We start from the raw sequence: 15,540 nt of genomic DNA, 5'->3' as shown, positions 1-15,540 counted from the left end.
CGGAATCCCCATGAATGACATCGCTCTGAGCGGTCTGGCCAAGCAATTGGTCCAGGCCGAACTGCTCACCGAAACAAGCGCCCGGCAATCCTGGGCGCAGGCCCAGCGCAATCGCGTGTCGCTGGTGAACTACCTGGTGCACAACAAACTGGTCAACAGCCGGCAGATCGCCGAGATCGCCTCGGAACATTTCGGCATGGCCTTGCTCGACCTCAATTGCCTCGACAAAGAGGTACAGCCCAAGGGCCTGGTCAGTGAAAAACTGGTGCGTCAGCATTGCGCCCTGCCCTTGTGGCGACGTGGCAACAAGCTGTTTGTGGGGCTTTCCGACCCGAGCAATCAGCAGGCGATCAGTGATATCCAGTTCAGCACCGGCCTGAGCACCGAAGCGATTCTGGTGGAGGATGACAAGCTCAGCGACGCCATCGACAAGTTCTTCGACAGCCACGCCTCCGGCCTGGAAGACATGGCCGACGTCGATCTCGACGGGCTCGACGTCGAAGCCATCGATGACAGTAAGCAAGATGTCATTGGCGGCCTCGATGCCGACGACGCACCGGTCGTGCGCTTCGTGCACAAGATGCTGCTGGATGCGATCAAAAGCGGCTCTTCGGACCTGCACTTCGAGCCCTACGAGAAAAACTACCGGGTGCGGATGCGCACCGACGGCATGCTGCGCGAGGTGGCCAAGCCACCGATTCAACTGGCCGGGCGCATCGCCGCGCGCTTGAAGGTGATGGCCAGCCTGGATATTTCCGAACGGCGCAAACCCCAGGACGGGCGGATCAAGATGCGCCTGTCGAAAAGCAAATCCATCGATTTCCGGGTCAACACACTGCCGACGCTGTGGGGCGAAAAAGTGGTGATCCGGATTCTCGACCCGTCCAGTGCGCAAATGGGCATCGATGCGTTGGGTTACGAGGCCGAGCAAAAAGCCCTGTACCTGGCCGCCCTCAAACAACCGCAAGGGATGATTCTGGTCACCGGCCCCACCGGTTCCGGTAAAACCGTGTCGCTGTACACCGGCCTGAACATCCTCAATACCGTCGACATCAACATTTCCACCGCCGAAGACCCGGTGGAAATCAACATGGAAGGCATCAACCAGGTCAACGTCAATCCTCGGCAAGGGCTGGACTTCGCCCAGGCACTGCGCTCGTTTCTGCGTCAGGACCCGGACGTGATCATGGTCGGCGAGATCCGCGATCTGGAAACCGCCGAGATCGCCATCAAGGCCGCACAGACCGGCCACCTGGTGCTGTCGACCCTGCACACCAACAGCGCAGCGGAAACCCTGACGCGTATGCACAACATGGGCATTCCCGGTTTCAACATTGCCACCTCGGTCAGCCTGATCATCGCCCAGCGTCTGGCGCGCAAGTTGTGCGCACATTGCAAACGGCCGCTGGAGATCCCGCACGAAACCTTGCTCAAGGAAGGCTTCCCCGAGGAACGCATCGGTCATTTCACGATCTACGAGCCGGTCGGTTGCGATCACTGCAACGGCGGCTACAAAGGACGCGTGGGGATTTATGAAGTGGTGAAGAACACACCGGACCTGCAACGGCTGATCATGGCGGAAGGCAATTCACTGGAAATCGACATTCAGATGCGTCGCGACGGTTTCGCCGATCTGCGCACTTCCGGGCTGCACAAGGCCATGCAAGGCATCACCAGCCTTGAGGAAATCAACCGGGTCACCAAGGATTGAACATGGCGGTCAAGGCAGCGAAAGTCAGCATTTACGCTTGGGAAGGCACGGACCGCAAAGGCAGTAAAGTCAGCGGCGAGTTGAGCGGACAGACCCCCGCGCTGATCAAGGCGCAACTGCGCAAACAAGGGATCAACCCCGGCAAGGTGCGCAAGAAATCCGCGTCTTTGCTGAGTTTCGGCAAACGGATCAAGCCGCAGGACATCGCCCTGTTCACCCGGCAGATGGCGACCATGATGAAGGCCGGCGTGCCGTTGTTGCAGTCGTTCGACATCATCGGCGAAGGTTTTGAAAACCCGGCGATGCGCAAACTGGTCGACGAGGTCAAACAGGAGGTTGCGGCCGGTAACAGCTTCGCCACGGCGCTGCGCAAAAAGCCGCAATACTTCGACGAGTTGTACTGCAACCTGGTCGACGCCGGCGAACAGTCCGGCGCTCTCGATACTCTGCTCGAACGGGTTGCGACCTATAAGGAAAAAAGCGAAGCGCTGAAGGCCAAGATCAAGAAGGCCATGACTTACCCTACCGCCGTGGTGCTGGTGGCGGCGGTGGTGACCGGCATTCTGCTGGTCAAAGTAGTGCCGCAATTCCAGTCGGTGTTTTCCGGTTTCGGCGCTGAGTTGCCAGGCTTCACCCTGATGATCATCAGCCTGTCGGAATTCATGCAGCAGTGGTGGTGGGCGATTCTGCTGGCATTGGTCGCGGCGTTTTTCGGCACGCGCCATGCGCTGAAGACTTCGCAGGCCCTGCGTGATCGCCGCGACGCCTGGTTGTTGAAACTGCCCTTGGTGGGCACGTTGATGTACAAGTCCGCGGTGGCACGTTTTGCCCGCACCCTGTCGACCACATTCGCTGCCGGTGTGCCTTTGGTGGAAGCGCTGGACTCGGTCGCCGGCGCTACCGGCAATGTGGTGTTCAAGCGTGCGGTGCTGCGGGTTCGTCAGGACGTCTCGACCGGCATGCAGCTGAATTTCTCGATGCGCACCACCGGCGTGTTTCCGAACATGGCGGTGCAGATGACCGCCATTGGCGAGGAGTCCGGGGCGCTGGATGACATGCTCGACAAGGTCGCCGGTTTTTACGAGGCCGAAGTCGATAACATGGTCGACAACCTCACCAGCCTGATGGAACCGTTCATCATGGTGGTGCTTGGGGTCATCGTCGGCGGATTGGTGGTGGCCATGTACCTGCCGATCTTCCAGCTCGGCTCAGCGATCTGACATGCCTATCGACGAACTGTTTGCCGTGTATCCGCTGGCCTTTGTGGTCACCGCGCTGCTGCTTGGCCTGGTGGTTGGCAGCTTTCTCAATGTCGTGGTCTGGCGTCTGCCGAAAATGCTCGAGCGCGACTGGCGCCAGCAGGCCCATGATGTGCTCGGCCTGCCCATTGAAACACCTGGGCCGACCTACAACCTGATGCTGCCGCATTCCGCGTGCCCGCATTGTGGACACCGGATCCGCCCCTGGGAAAATATTCCGCTGCTCAGTTATCTGTTGCTGCGCGGGCGCTGCTCGGCCTGCTCGGCGCCGATCAGCAAACGTTACCCGCTGACCGAAGTGGCCTGCGGCCTGCTCTCGGCCTTCATCGCCTGGCATCTCGGCTTCGGTTGGCCGGCAGGTCTGCTGATCTTGCTGACATGGGGCTTGCTGGCGATGAGTCTGATCGACTGCGAACATCAGCTGCTACCCGATGTGCTGGTGCTGCCGTTGTTGTGGCTGGGGCTGATCGTCAACAGCTTCGGCGTATTCGTGCCATTGCCCGATGCGCTGTGGGGCGCGGTCGCGGGTTATCTGGCGCTGTGGTCGGTGTTCTGGCTGTTCAAACTGCTCACCGGCAAGGACGGCATCGGCCACGGGGATTTCAAGCTGCTGGCCTTGCTCGGGGCTTGGGGAGGCTGGCAGATTCTGCCGCTGACGATTCTGTTGTCATCGCTGGTGGGCGCGGTTGTCGGGGTGGTGATGCTGCGCCTGCGCGCCCAGGAAACCTCGACGCCGATCCCGTTCGGGCCCTTTCTGGCAATTGCCGGCTGGATTGCCTTGCTCTGGGGTGGTCAAATAACCGACTTCTATTGGCAGTCTGTCGGTTTGAAATGAATACCCCTGTGGAAAAACCCTGGATTCTCGGCCTGACCGGCGGCATCGGCAGCGGCAAAAGCGCGGCGGCGCAGCACTTCATCGACCTCGGTGTGCATGTGGTGGACGCCGATCATGCGGCGCGCTGGGTGGTCGAGCCAGGGCGTCCGGCGCTGGCGAAAATCGCCGACCATTTCGGCCCCGATGTGTTGCAGGCCGACGGCACGCTGGACCGCGCCGCCCTGCGCAAATTGATTTTTGAAGACCCGGAACAACGGCGTTGGCTCGAAGCGCTGCTGCATCCGTTGATCGGCGAAGAAATCGCGCATCATCTGGCGCAGGCAAAATCGTCTTACGCGATTCTGGTTTCGCCGTTGCTGATCGAGTCCGGGCAATACGCAATGACTCAACGCATTCTGGTCATCGATGCGCCGCAGCAACTGCAAATCGAACGTACTCTGCAGCGTGACCAGACCAGCGAACAACAAGTGCAGGCGATCCTCAAGGCGCAATCGAGCCGTGAAGACCGCGTGAGCCGTGCCGACGATGTGATCGTTAACGATCGCGACCTCGCCTGGCTGCACAGCGAGGTCGAACGTCTGCATCACTTTTACCTGACTTTATCCGGAGGCCAAGCATGAGCCAGATTCCAACCGTTGAATGCCCAACCTGCGGCGCCCCCGTCGAATTCACCCCGGCGAACAAATTCCGTCCGTTCTGCTCCGATCGCTGCAAACTCATCGACCTCGGCGCCTGGGCCTCGGAAGAACACAAGATTCCGCTCGCTCCGGATGCCGAAGACGAGTTGTTCTCCGGCGATTTCGATCCCCGTCACTGACCGCTCAGGGCCGCATAAAAAACGTAGCCGGTTTGCTGTGGATCAGGACTTCGGATCGTCGTCCTTCCACGGCGCCGACAGGTAGCGGGTGCGGTTGAAGGTCTCCAGCCATTCCGGGCAGAACACCACCAATGCGCTGACGACCATGCCGTTGATGAACGCTTCGGGAAACAGCAGCAGCCACAGATAACCGACGAAATCCTCCAGCCATTCCGGCATGGCGAAGAGGCCGTCGTACCAGAGCAGCGTCAGGCTCAGAATCAGACACGACAGGCCGGACAACGCGGCGGCGAAGAACCCGGAACAAAAGATATAAACAAAAGGGTTTCGTGGTTGCGCACGCTCGACGAGGATCGCCACCCATTCGGTGATCAGCACCGGCAACAGGATCAGCAACGCGCCATTGACACCAACCGCGGCCAGATCCTGACGCCCCAACAGCACCAGGCCGATCTGCGCAACCAGGCCGCCGACGATTGCCAGCGGCCAATCGAGCAACAGCGTCACGGCCGTCATGCCGATGAAGTGATAGGACACGCCGGTGTCGAAATCCCTGCGCACCAGCCACAGCAGAAACAGTGCGAACACCGTGCCGAACAACAAGTGCTGACGACGACTGTCGCTGAACAACTCGACCCAGGGCGCGCGAACGATCGCCCAGAGCAGCACCGGCAGGTAAATCAGCCAGCCGAGCGTCAGGCTTGCCGAGGACAGCAGTTCAGCTCCAATCATGACCCTTCACCTTCCCAACGACATATCCCCCGTAGGGCTGCCGACGGCTGCGATCTTTGACTTTGAAAGAACGAGAGTAAAAGATCGCAGCCTTCGGCAGCTCCTACAAGGGCGCAATCGCACGACGTTTATATCTGGGCCAATGCAAAGCTATCTGCCTGTCGCATTTGGACGCTAAGCTTGGCCTTATGGATGACTCAGATTATTTACGCCTGCTGACCATCGCGGCCGAGCAAGCCAACGCGTTCCTGTCCAATGCCCGCAAATGGGAGCGTGAGCGTTGGGTCTGCCAGCGCCTGCTGCAAGGCTTGAACATCCCCTACCGCGCCGACGAATTCGCCCCGGCCGGTGAGCCGCCGGACGTGCTGTTCCGCGATGCCAATTTCGAAGTATTTTTCGTCCTCGATGAAGGCCGCCGCCTCAACGATGAGTGGCGGGACGAATTGCAGCGCCGACGTAGCGCGTTTTCCCTGAGCCAACTGGTGCGCCGCGAGGCCAAGCCCAAACGCATCCCGGCCAATGAATTTCTCCTGCGCCTGGCGCCGACCCTGCGCAAGAAAGCGCACAACTACAAGGAGCGCGGCATGGATCTGGGTGAGCTGGACATCATCGCTTTCGCCAGCCTCAAACGCGAAGTGTTGGACCTCAACAGTCACTTCCCGCCACCGACCGAATACCTGCGCCAGGGTTGGCGTTCGCTGTCGCTGGTTGGCCCGACATTCGCCCGCGTGCTGTTCGCCCACCCCGATGCACCGGACTTCCTGCGCAGCAACCTCGGCCGCAGCATCGTGTTCGACGTAGGCATCAGCCTGTGACGCCGCTGCAGCAGTTGATCGCCGAAGTGCCGCAGACCGGCCGCGTGCGCTGGATAGGCGTGCGTCCCGAATCCCGTGGGCCGATGCTTGAACTCGAGGCGGTCGAGGCGCGCCTGGAAGCCGGACTCACCGGCGACCACGCCCGCCCGGGCGTTCGCAATGCGCGACAGGTGACGCTGATTCAGTGGGAGCACCTGGCGGTAATCAACGCATTGATGGGCCGCCCCGATGACCAGCCTATCCGGCCTGAAGATCTGCGGCGCAATCTCGTTATAAGCGGAATCAATTTGTTTAGCCTGAAGGGGCGGCGCTTTCGCATCGGGCAGGCGATACTCGAAACCACTGGCTGGTGTCAGCCCTGCGCACGTTTGCAGAACAATCTCGGCCCGGGCACTTTTCAAGCCGTGCGCGGGCATGGCGGGATCACCGCTCGGGTGTTACAAAGCGGCATCATTCGCCTCGACGATAGCGTGTGCGTCGAACCGGTCCCGGACAGCGGCTACGCTGCGTTCAATCCGGGCTGAAAACCGCTGTAGCCTGTGCTCATTCAGTAACGTCTACCTGACGAGGCAAATATGACCAGCCGCCTGAACCCCGAAGACCAAAAGCATGTCGAAGAGTACCTGCAATTGTCCCAACACCGTGTCGAGCGCCGGCCTTTCCGGCCGTGGATGCTCCTGGTGCTGGTGCTGGCGGTGACCATTGGTCTGGGCCTGTTGAGCCGATTTATCAGTTACCTGACGCTATGAGCTGCCTGGCGCTCGCTTGGGTAACTGCGAAAAAGATTTCCTTTAAAAACCTTGCGAGTTATCCCTATGTCCCATCGTATTGTCATTGTCGGCGGCGGCGCCGGCGGTCTGGAGCTGGCTACCCGTCTGGGTAAGACTCTGGGCAAGCGCGGCACGGCCAGCGTCATGCTGGTCGACGCGAACCTGACCCACATCTGGAAACCGCTGCTGCACGAAGTGGCCGCCGGTTCTCTGAACTCTTCCGAAGACGAACTCAACTATGTCGCCCAGGCGAAATGGAACCACTTCGAGTTCCAGCTCGGGCGCATGAGCGGGCTCGATCGCGCGCAGAAGAAAATCCAGCTGGCCGCAACCTACGACGAAAACGGCGTCGAACTGGTGCCTGCACGTGAAGTGCCGTACGACTCACTGGTGATCAGCGTCGGCAGCACCACCAACGATTTCGGCACTCAGGGCGCGGCGCAGCATTGCCTGTTTCTTGATACGCGCAAACAGGCCGAGCGCTTCCATCAGCAACTGCTCAATCACTATCTGCGCGCCCACGCCGGGCAGACCGATGTGGTCGAGCAGATCAGCGTGGCCATCGTCGGCGCGGGCGCCACCGGTGTCGAACTGGCGGCCGAGTTGCACAACGCCGCCCATGAACTGGCGGCGTATGGTCTGGACCGGATCAAACCGGAAAACATGCACATCACCCTGATCGAAGCCGGTCCACGGGTGCTGCCCGCCCTGCCGGAGCGCATCAGCGGGCCGGTGCACAAGACCCTGGAGAAGCTCGGAGTCAATGTGATGACCAATGCGGCTGTCAGCGAAGTGACCGCCGACAGTCTGATTACCGCCGATGGCAACGAGATCAAGGCCAGCCTGAAAGTCTGGGCAGCGGGCATCCGCGCACCGGGCTTCCTCAAGGACATCGACGGCCTGGAAACCAACCGCATCAATCAGCTGCAAGTGCTGCCAACCCTGCAAACCACCCGCGATGAAAACATCTTTGCCTTCGGTGACTGCGCGGCCTGCCCGCAACCAGGCACCGATCGCAACGTACCGCCGCGTGCACAAGCTGCGCATCAGCAGGCATCGCTGCTGGCCAAATCGCTGAAGCTGCGCATCGAAGGCAAGACCCTGCCGGAGTACAAATACACTGACTACGGCTCGCTGATTTCGCTGTCGCGTTTTTCTGCTGTGGGTAACTTGATGGGTAATCTGACCGGCAGCGTGATGCTCGAAGGCTGGCTGGCGCGGATGTTCTATGTGTCGCTGTACCGCATGCACCAGATGGCGTTGTACGGGCCGTTTCGCACGGCGATGCTGATGCTGGGAAGCAAGATTGGCCGTGGCACCGAGCCGCGTCTGAAACTGCACTAAAGCGCCAACCTGTGGGAGCGAGCTTGCTCGGGAAAGCGGTGGGTCAGTCAACACTGTCGTTGAATGATTCGGCCCCTTCGCGAGCAAGCTCGCTCCCACATTGTTTCGTGTTGTGCGCAAATCAGCAGGCGAAGGCCTGCAATTGATCTCTGTTCATCAGAGCTGAAAGCGTCGCACCATGCCCTGTAGCGCATTGGCCAGTTGCGACAATTCATGGCTCGACGCGCTGGTCTGATCGGCCCCCGCAGCGGAACGCACCGACAGGTCGCGGATGTTCACCAGATTGCGGTCCACTTCCCGTGCCACTTGGGCCTGTTCTTCGGCGGCGCTGGCGATCACCAGATTGCGCTCGTGAATCTCGTGTACCGAAGCCGTGATCGTCACCAGCGCCTCTCCGGCCCGCTCAGCCAGGATCAAGGTACTCGCCGCCCGGGAAGCGCTGGCCTGCATCGAATCCAGCGCCAGACTCGATCCGCTGCGCATGCCTTGCACCATCTGCTCGATTTCCTGCGTCGATTGCTGCGTGCGATAAGCCAGTGCACGCACCTCATCGGCCACCACCGCGAAGCCACGTCCGCTTTCACCGGCACGCGCCGCTTCGATGGCGGCGTTGAGCGCCAGCAGGTTGGTCTGCTCGGCGATGGCGCGAATCACATCCAGCACCTTACCGATGTCTTGCGACTGATTCGCCAGCGACTGTACCAGCTCGCCAGTGTGCTGGACGTCGCTGGCCAGTGCATTGATCGCAGTCGCGGTTTCGCTGACGCGCTCCTGGCCCAACTGCGCCGACTGGCTGGATTGGCGCGTGGCATCGGACGTCGATACGGCGTTGCGTGCAACCTCCTCAACCGCCGCAGTCATCTGGTTGACCGCGGTCGCGGCCTGTTCGATTTCGTCGTTCTGCTGCTGCAGGCCCTGGGTGCTGTCGACGGTGACGGCGCTCAGTTCGTCGGCAGCGGTAGCCAATTGCGTCGCCGACCCGCTGATGCCTTGCAGGGTTTCGCGCAGGTTCTGCTGCATGGTCGCCAACGCCTTGAGCAAGCGGCTGACTTCGTCATTGCCATGGGTTTCGATCGGTCGCGTGAGATCGCCCTTGGCCACACTTTCAGCGGCATCCACGGCGCTGCTCAGGGGACGCACGATACTGCGCGTGAGCAACATCGCCAGCACTACCGTGGCCAGCGCTGCCAAGGCAATGAACAGCGTGACGATGGTCCGCGAGGTTTCATAATGCGCGGCGGACTTCTCGCTTTCGGCAGCCACCTGGCGGGCGAACATATCGGCGAGATCGTTGAGTTGCTTGCCGGAGCCATCGACCACGGTCTTCATGTCAACCAGCAACAATTTGGTCAACTCGTCACGCTTGCCTTGCTCGGCGAGGGTGAACGACTGGGCAATGCCGGTGCGATAGGCGGCGAAGGTTTTCTTGAACTGGTCATACAGCTGCTGGCCTTCGGCAGTGTCGACCAGTTTGTCGTAGGCGGCGATTTTCTCGCTCAGCTCCTTGTCGCGGGTGTCCATCTGGCCGCGATAGGTGGCGATATTGGCCGGATCCTGATCAAGCGCCATGCGCAGGGAAATGGTGCGGATGCGCAGCATCAGTTCGCGGATCTCGTCGCCGCCACGAATGCTCGGCAACCAGCGATTCTCTACCGCCACCTCACTGTCACGGATGCTCGACATCTGCCCCAGCGCAAATACGCCGAGCAAGGCCACCAACACCGCGATGAGGGCAAATCCCAAGGCGGCCCGGGGAGCAATATTCAACTGACGAAGCAACATGACGAACGCCCTTATTCTTGTAATGGCCAGATTCAGGGGCGAAGCGTTGACAGTCCCCTCGTGTTAGCGGGCTATCGGCAGGTTGTATGACGACTTGAACGGATCGGCCTTTCGAAAGGCAAAAAAAATCCCCGTATCTTTCGATACGAGGATTTTTCAATATGGTCGGGGTAAGGGGATTCGAACTCCTGACATCCTGCTCCCAAAGCAGGCGCGCTACCGGACTGCGCTATACCCCGGTAAAAAAAAGGCGACCTTTCAAAGATCGCCTTCTTCGATCAGCGCTTTTGGCCTCTGATCTTAAGATTCGATCCCAGCGCTAACTGGTTTCAAAAATGGTGGGTCGTGTGGGATTCGAACCTACGACCAATTGGTTAAAAGCCAACTGCTCTACCAACTGAGCTAACGACCCAAATATGGTCGGGGTAAGGGGATTCGAACTCCTGACATCCTGCTCCCAAAGCAGGCGCGCTACCGGACTGCGCTATACCCCGATTTGAAATTGGCTCCGTGACCAGGACTCGAACCTGGGACCCAATGATTAACAGTCATTTGCTCTACCGACTGAGCTATCACGGAACTACATATTTCAAGTTACAACGGTGAAGCTTTGTTGCATCTCGCCACCCGTTCGCATCGCTGCGTTCGTGTGTCTGAGGCGCGCTATTCTACAACCTGTCGCACCTCTGTCAACCCCCTAAATTGCTTTCAAGTTAATGATTTGCAACTTATTTCAGATTCCAACCCAGTGAGTTGAAACGCTGCCGATGACTGACTGCGGGGCGCACTTTACAAGCCTTTTCCTTTGAGTTCAACAGGCTGGCGAAAAAAAGGCCTCGCAATGCGAGGCCTTCACGGTTTCATTGCCGCCGAGGCTTAGCCGAAAACGATTTCGTCGTTCTCGACCTTGCCGGTGGCGGTGTCGCCAGGCATGAAATGACCCGACAGGATCAACTGTGCCAGCGGGTTTTCGATCCAGCGCTGGATCGCCCGTTTCAAAGGACGCGCGCCATAAACCGGGTCGTAACCGACGGCGATCAGCTTGTCCATCGCCTCCGGGCTCAGCTCCAGCTTCAGCTCGCGCTCGGCCAGACGAGTGCGCAGACGTCCCAACTGGATCTCGGTAATGCCGGCGATCTGATCGCGCGCCAGCGGCTCGAAGATCACCACTTCGTCGACGCGGTTGATGAACTCTGGACGGAAGTGCGACGTCAGCGCGTCCATCACCGCTGCACGTTGTGCTTCACGATCACCGACCAGTTCCTGGATTTGCATCGAGCCGAGGTTCGAGGTCATCACGATTACCGTGTTGCGGAAATCCACGGTGCGGCCATGGCTGTCGGTCAGGCGACCGTCCTCAAGCACTTGCAGCAGGATGTTGAACACATCCGGGTGCGCCTTCTCGACTTCGTCCATAAGGATCACCGAGTACGGCTTGCGACGCACCGCTTCGGTCAGATACCCGCCTTCTTCATAACCGACGTAGCCTGGTGGCGCGCCGATCAGACGAGCCACTGAATGTTTCTCCATGAACTCGGACATATCGATCCGCACCATCGCCTCTTCGGTATCGAAGAGGAATTCGGCCAGCGCCTTGCACAGCTCGGTTTTACCGACACCGGTCGGGCCGAGGAACATGAACGAGCCGCTCGGACGATTGGGGTCGGACAAGCCGGCGCGGGAACGCCGCACGGCGTTGGCCACTGCAACCACGGCTTCTTCCTGACCGATCACCCGTTTGTGCAGCAGGCTTTCCATCTTCATCAGCTTGTCGCGCTCGCCCTCGAGCATTTTCGACACCGGGATGCCGGTCCACTTCGACACGACCTCGGCGATCTCTTCTTCGGTCACTTTGCTGCGCAGCAACTGGTTTTCGCTCTTGCCGTGCTGGTCGACCATTTGCAGGCTGCGCTCCAGATCCGGGATCACCCCGTACTGCAACTCGGCCATGCGGTTCAGGTCGCCTTTGCGGCGCGCCGCTTCCAGTTCCTGACGCGACTGTTCGATCTTCTGCTGAATCTGCGCAGAGCCTTGCACCTCGGCTTTTTCCGAGTTCCAGATTTCTTCCAGATCGGAATACTCACGCTCATGACGCTCGATTTCTTCCTGGAGTTTTTCCAGGCGTTTCTTCGCCGCGTCGTCGCTTTCTTTTTTCAGTGCCTGGGATTCCACTTTCAGCTGAATCAGGCGCCGCTCCAGACGATCGAGCACTTCCGGCTTGGAGTCGATCTCCATACGAATACGGCTGGCCGCCTCGTCGATCAGGTCGATGGCCTTGTCCGGCAGCTGCCGGTCAGTGATATAGCGATGACTGAGTTTGGCCGCCGCGATGATCGCGCCGTCAGTGATCGCCACCTTGTGGTGAACCTCGTAACGTTCCTTGAGGCCACGCAGAATGGCGATGGTGTCTTCTTCGCTCGGCTCATCCACCAGGACTTTCTGGAAACGCCGCTCGAGCGCCGCGTCCTTCTCTATATATTGGCGGTACTCGTTGAGCGTGGTCGCGCCGACGCAATGCAGCTCGCCACGAGCCAGCGCGGGCTTGAGCATGTTGCCGGCGTCCATCGAACCTTCGCCCTTACCGGCGCCGACCATGGTGTGCAGTTCGTCAATGAACAGAATGATCTGCCCTTCCTGCTTCGACAGTTCGTTGAGCAGGCCTTTGAGGCGCTCTTCGAACTCACCGCGATACTTGGCGCCAGCGATCAACGCGCCCATGTCCAGCGACAGCAGGCGCTTACCCTTGAGACCATCCGGTACTTCGCCGTTGATGATGCGCTGCGCCAGCCCCTCGGCGATCGCGGTTTTACCCACTCCAGGCTCACCGATCAGCACCGGGTTGTTCTTGGTGCGGCGTTGCAGAACCTGAATGGTGCGACGGATTTCGTCGTCACGACCGATCACCGGATCGAGCTTGCCGTCTTCGGCACGCTTGGTCAGGTCGACGGTGTATTTATCCAGGGCCTGACGCGACTCTTCATGGTTGGCGTCATTCACCGCTTCGCCGCCACGCAGGTTGTTGATCGCGTTTTCCAGCGCTTTCTTGCTCACGCCCTGGCCGAGCAACAACTTGCCGAGCTTGCTGTTCTCGTCCATCGCCGCGAGCAGTACCAGCTCGCTGGAAATGAACTGGTCGCCCTTCTGCTGGGCCAGACGGTCAGCCTGATTGAGCAGGCGCGCCAGATCCTGCGACATGTTCACGTCGCCGGTCGGGTTCTGGATTTTCGGTAATTGATCGAGTTCTTTGGTCAGCTCTTTTCGCAAGCTGTTGACGTCAAAGCCCACCTGCATCAGCAGCGGTTTGATCGAACCGCCCTGCTGTTCAAGCATGGCCTGCATCAAGTGCGCCGGCTCGATGGCCGGATGATCGTGGCCAACCGCCAACGACTGGGCGTCGGACAAGGCCAACTGCAATTTGCTGGTTAAACGGTCTATACGCATGGGTCACCTTCCTTTTGAGCAGGCCGGACCTGAGAAACCATCCTGAATAAAGAAACCTGCCAGATACCGCTATAGATGCGGCCGATTCTGCAAGATTCAAGCGTCGGAGGGTTGATGCAGATCAGAGAGTTTAGCTGGCGCCCAGCTTCGCAAATACGATCCTCTTTTGACGAGTGGCTGTTTTCGTCAGGCAAGGCGCCGCGACGAGTCATAGCCCGCTATGGCGAGGAGCGGCAACGCAGCATGACGGAAACAGACGCCGTCAAAAAGGAATCGTATTTGTGAGGCTGGGCGCCTCAAGCCAGACCAGGGAAGCGAAGCGACCGGTGCGCGACGCACGGCGATAAGAGAAGAAGCGCGGATCGGTCACGGTGCAGAAACCGCCACCATAAACAGCGGTGACACCGCGCACTGCCAGGCGCAGGCGCGCCAGTTGATAGATGTCAGCCATGAACTTGCCAACATTGCTGCTCGGTACAAAGGCTTCGGCTGCTTCAGGCAATTGATTGATGAAGGCTTCGCGTACTTCCGGGCCAACTTCGAAGGCTTGTGGGCCAATGGCCGGGCCGAGCCAGACCAGAACGTCTTCAGGCGCAACATCGAGGCTGTCGAGGGTGGCTTCAAGTACGCCCGCCGCCAAGCCACGCCAACCAGCATGGGCTGCCGCAACCCGGGTGCCGGCACGGTTGCAGAACAGGGCCGGCAGGCAGTCCGCCGTCATTGCCGCGCAGGCGATTCCCGGTGTTGCCGTCCAACTGGCGTCTGCGGTCGCAACAATGCCCGGATCAGCATGCGCCACGGTAATGCCGTGCACTTGCTGCAACCAGGCAGGCTGTATGGAGAAATGATCGGTCAAACGGCGGCGATTTTCGGCCACTGCCTCCAGACGATCACCCACATGATCGCCCAGATTGAGGCTGTCGAACGGCGCCTCGCTGACACCACCCTCGCGGGTCGTGACACAGGCCCTGACGCTGGCCGGCGCAGGCCAGTCCGGCGTCAGCCAGTTCATCCGACGAAGGCCTCGCGATCCTGCTTGAGCAGGGTCAGCAGCCAGACGAAATCTTCCGGCAGCGGCGATTCCCAGCTCATGCGCTCACCACTCGTCGGGTGGTCCAGTTCAAGGAAGCGCGCGTGCAGGGCCTGACGCGGGAAATGCTTGAGCGATTCAACCATGGTCGGATTAGCGGCTGGCGGAATGCGGAAACGCCCGCCGTATGCCGGATCGCCCACCAGTGGGAAGTTGATGTGCGCCATGTGTACGCGAATCTGGTGCGTGCGACCGGTTTCCAGTTTCACCCGTACATGGGTGTGGGAACGGAAGCGCTCCAGCACGCGGTAATGACTGACGGCCGGCTTGCCGCCTTCCATCACCGCCATGCGCTGGCGCTGCTGGCCGTGACGGCCGATCGGCGCGTTGATCTTGCCACCGGCCGTCACCACGCCGATCACGATGCACTCGTAGATACGGCTGACGCTGCGGCTCTGCAACTGCGCGACCAGTTTGGTCTGCGCCTGAATGGTCTTGGCCACCACCATCAGACCGGTGGTGTCCTTGTCCAGACGATGCACGATACCGGCGCGCGGGACATTGATGATGTCCGGCACATGGTGCAGCAGGGCGTTGAGCAGGGTGCCGTCGGCGTGACCGGCAGCCGGGTGCACCACCAGGCCCGCAGGCTTGTTGATCACCAGGATGTCGTCGTCTTCATAGACGATGTCGAGCTCGATGTCCTGGGCGATCCACTCGCCCTGGGCTTCCTGCTCGGCAGTCAGCTCGAGGACGGCACCGCCATGCACAATGTCGCGCGGGCGGATGACCGCCCCGTCCACAGTCAGGCGACCTTCTTTGATCCAGGCGGAAAGGCGCGAGCGTGAGTGCTCAGCGAAGAGTTGGGCGGCGACTTGATCGAGGCGTTGGCCGCCCAATTCGGACGGCACCTCTGCGCGAAGTTCAATTTTATCGGACATGCTCGGACTGGGCGTCGGCACAGCCTTTGGTTTCGGCTGCGCGCTTGTGGTTAAATACGGCGT

The 15,540-nt window shown here is 60.1% G+C and carries 14 protein-coding genes and 4 tRNA genes; 9 read left to right on the top strand and 9 right to left on the bottom strand.

What is annotated here, in order from left to right; genetic code table 11:
• Nucleotides 1–10 precede the first annotated feature (10 nt).
• From pilB to yacG, 5 genes are read left to right on the top strand one after another with little or no spacing between them, the layout of a single operon-like run.
• On the top strand, nt 11–1,711 hold the full coding sequence (pilB, locus tag VNV36_RS01455; RefSeq protein ID WP_325715545.1) for a type IV-A pilus assembly ATPase PilB: 1,701 nt from the start codon (nt 11–13) through the stop codon (nt 1,709–1,711).
• A 2-nt stretch (nt 1,712–1,713) separates the two neighbouring features.
• Nucleotides 1,714–2,931: a type II secretion system F family protein gene (locus VNV36_RS01450; RefSeq protein ID WP_325715543.1), complete on the top strand. Its 1,218-nt coding sequence runs from the start codon at nt 1,714–1,716 to the stop codon at nt 2,929–2,931.
• A gap of 1 nt (nt 2,932) precedes the next feature.
• Nucleotides 2,933–3,805 carry a prepilin peptidase gene (locus VNV36_RS01445; RefSeq protein ID WP_325715541.1) on the top strand — a complete coding sequence of 291 codons (873 nt, stop codon included), beginning with the start codon at nt 2,933–2,935 and terminating at the stop codon, nt 3,803–3,805.
• Nucleotides 3,802–4,425, top strand: coding sequence for a dephospho-CoA kinase (gene coaE, locus VNV36_RS01440; protein WP_325715538.1), 624 nt, complete (start codon nt 3,802–3,804; stop codon nt 4,423–4,425). Before VNV36_RS01445 ends, coaE begins: the two co-directional genes overlap by 4 nt.
• A complete protein-coding gene (yacG, locus tag VNV36_RS01435; RefSeq protein ID WP_186569368.1) occupies nt 4,422–4,622 on the top strand; it encodes a DNA gyrase inhibitor YacG in 201 nt (66 codons plus the stop codon). Before coaE ends, yacG begins: the two co-directional genes overlap by 4 nt.
• 42 nt (nt 4,623–4,664) lie before the next feature.
• Here the strand turns inward: yacG and VNV36_RS01430 are convergent, their stop codons facing one another.
• Nucleotides 4,665–5,354, bottom strand: a complete 690-nt coding sequence (locus VNV36_RS01430; protein ID WP_325715534.1) for an energy-coupling factor ABC transporter permease — start codon at nt 5,352–5,354, stop codon at nt 4,665–4,667.
• A gap of 188 nt (nt 5,355–5,542) precedes the next feature.
• Between VNV36_RS01430 and VNV36_RS01425 the strand changes: the two genes are divergently transcribed.
• The 4 genes from VNV36_RS01425 (at nt 5,543) to VNV36_RS01410 (ending at nt 8,283) form a co-directional block, all read left to right on the top strand.
• Nucleotides 5,543–6,169, top strand: coding sequence for a DUF1780 domain-containing protein (locus VNV36_RS01425; RefSeq protein ID WP_007909887.1), 627 nt, complete (start codon nt 5,543–5,545; stop codon nt 6,167–6,169).
• Entirely contained in the window at nt 6,166–6,693 is a 528-nt protein-coding gene (locus tag VNV36_RS01420; RefSeq protein ID WP_325715532.1) for an MOSC domain-containing protein, read from the top strand. Before VNV36_RS01425 ends, VNV36_RS01420 begins: the two co-directional genes overlap by 4 nt.
• Before the next feature lie 51 nt (nt 6,694–6,744).
• Nucleotides 6,745–6,918 carry a DUF3094 domain-containing protein gene (locus VNV36_RS01415; protein ID WP_007909875.1) on the top strand — a complete coding sequence of 58 codons (174 nt, stop codon included), beginning with the start codon at nt 6,745–6,747 and terminating at the stop codon, nt 6,916–6,918.
• Between the two features lie 66 nt (nt 6,919–6,984).
• Nucleotides 6,985–8,283: an NAD(P)/FAD-dependent oxidoreductase gene (locus VNV36_RS01410; RefSeq protein WP_325715531.1), complete on the top strand. Its 1,299-nt coding sequence runs from the start codon at nt 6,985–6,987 to the stop codon at nt 8,281–8,283.
• Nucleotides 8,284–8,439: 156 nt separating this feature from the next.
• On the opposite strand, the gene VNV36_RS01405 is transcribed toward VNV36_RS01410, so the two are convergent.
• The 8 genes from VNV36_RS01405 to rluD form a co-directional block, all read right to left on the bottom strand.
• Nucleotides 8,440–10,065, bottom strand: a complete 1,626-nt coding sequence (locus tag VNV36_RS01405; RefSeq protein ID WP_325715529.1) for a methyl-accepting chemotaxis protein — start codon at nt 10,063–10,065, stop codon at nt 8,440–8,442.
• Between the two features lie 162 nt (nt 10,066–10,227).
• Nucleotides 10,228–10,304: transfer RNA gene (locus tag VNV36_RS01400), tRNA-Pro, on the bottom strand.
• Nucleotides 10,305–10,401: 97 nt separating this feature from the next.
• Nucleotides 10,402–10,477, bottom strand: a tRNA-Lys gene (locus tag VNV36_RS01395).
• A 5-nt stretch (nt 10,478–10,482) separates the two neighbouring features.
• A tRNA-Pro gene (locus tag VNV36_RS01390) sits at nt 10,483–10,559 on the bottom strand.
• A gap of 9 nt (nt 10,560–10,568) precedes the next feature.
• Nucleotides 10,569–10,644 (bottom strand) — tRNA-Asn (locus VNV36_RS01385).
• Between the two features lie 297 nt (nt 10,645–10,941).
• A complete protein-coding gene (gene clpB, locus VNV36_RS01380; RefSeq protein WP_325715527.1) occupies nt 10,942–13,506 on the bottom strand; it encodes an ATP-dependent chaperone ClpB in 2,565 nt (854 codons plus the stop codon).
• Between the two features lie 262 nt (nt 13,507–13,768).
• The gene (gene pgeF, locus VNV36_RS01375) at nt 13,769–14,518 is read right to left on the bottom strand and encodes a peptidoglycan editing factor PgeF (protein WP_325715525.1); all 750 of its coding nucleotides are present in this window, start codon (nt 14,516–14,518) and stop codon (nt 13,769–13,771) included.
• Complete coding sequence (gene rluD, locus VNV36_RS01370) at nt 14,515–15,477, bottom strand: 23S rRNA pseudouridine(1911/1915/1917) synthase RluD (RefSeq protein ID WP_016773140.1); 963 nt, start codon at nt 15,475–15,477, stop codon at nt 14,515–14,517. Before rluD ends, pgeF begins: the two co-directional genes overlap by 4 nt.
• Nucleotides 15,478–15,540: the final 63 nt, after the last annotated feature.

Origin of the sequence: Pseudomonas sp. (genome assembly GCF_035554175.1) — a bacterium.
Lineage (GTDB): Bacteria > Pseudomonadota > Gammaproteobacteria > Pseudomonadales > Pseudomonadaceae > Aquipseudomonas.
This window is presented reverse-complemented; position numbering and strand designations above follow the sequence as displayed.